Below are 624 nucleotides of genomic sequence, written 5' to 3' on the forward strand. Positions count from 1 at the left end.
GTATTAATAGTGATCGTGCAAGAGAGATACAAGCACTCAGATATATGAATGATTATCTACTTGATGAAGTAGTTAAAACTAAAGGATACAACGGGTTAGAAGAATACAGGATTAAATTAAAGCGAATGAATAACGATATTAAAAAGTAATTTATATTATCGGAGGTATTGCATTGAATGATAAAGATTGAGAAACACGATATCAAAAAGCTTGAAGAATACATTCAGCACATCGATAACTATCGAAGAGAGTTGAAGATGCGAGAATATGAATTACTTGAAAGTCATGAACCAGATAATGCGGGAGCTGGCAAAAGTAATTTGCCGGGTAATCCGATTGAACGATGTGCAATAAAGAAGTTTAGTGATAACAGGTACAATACATTAAGAAATATAGTTAACGGTGTAGATAGATTGATAGATGAAAGTGATGAGGATACGCTTGAGTTATTAAGGTTTAGATATTGGGATTGTCCTATTGGTTGTTATGAATGGGAAGATATAGCACATTACTTTGGTACAAGTAAGACAAGTATATTACGTAGAAGGAATGCACTGATCGATAAGTTAGCAAAGTATATTGGTTATGTGTAGCGGACTTTTACCCTATGTAAGTCCGCATTAA

2 protein-coding genes are annotated in these 624 nt (G+C 33.5%); both read left to right on the forward strand.

What is annotated here, in order from left to right:
* The first annotated feature begins 2 nt into the window (after nucleotides 1-2).
* Nucleotides 3-149, forward strand: coding sequence for a DUF1514 family protein (locus tag SD53_RS18665; protein ID WP_257876508.1), 147 nt, complete (start codon nucleotides 3-5; stop codon nucleotides 147-149).
* A gap of 27 nt (nucleotides 150-176) precedes the next feature.
* On the forward strand, nucleotides 177-593 hold the full coding sequence (locus SD53_RS12565) for a DUF722 domain-containing protein (RefSeq protein WP_000590122.1): 417 nt from the start codon (nucleotides 177-179) through the stop codon (nucleotides 591-593).
* Nucleotides 594-624 lie beyond the last annotated feature (31 nt).

The sequence above is a fragment of the Rheinheimera mesophila genome (genome assembly GCF_000986865.1).
Lineage (GTDB): Bacteria > Pseudomonadota > Gammaproteobacteria > Enterobacterales > Alteromonadaceae > Pararheinheimera > Pararheinheimera mesophila.

What these genes read in the sequence shown, in the direction of transcription:
- SD53_RS12565 (WP_000590122.1), top strand. Translation starts at nt 177, where the DNA reads ATGATAAAGATTGAGAAACACGATATCAAAAAGCTTGAAGAATACATT.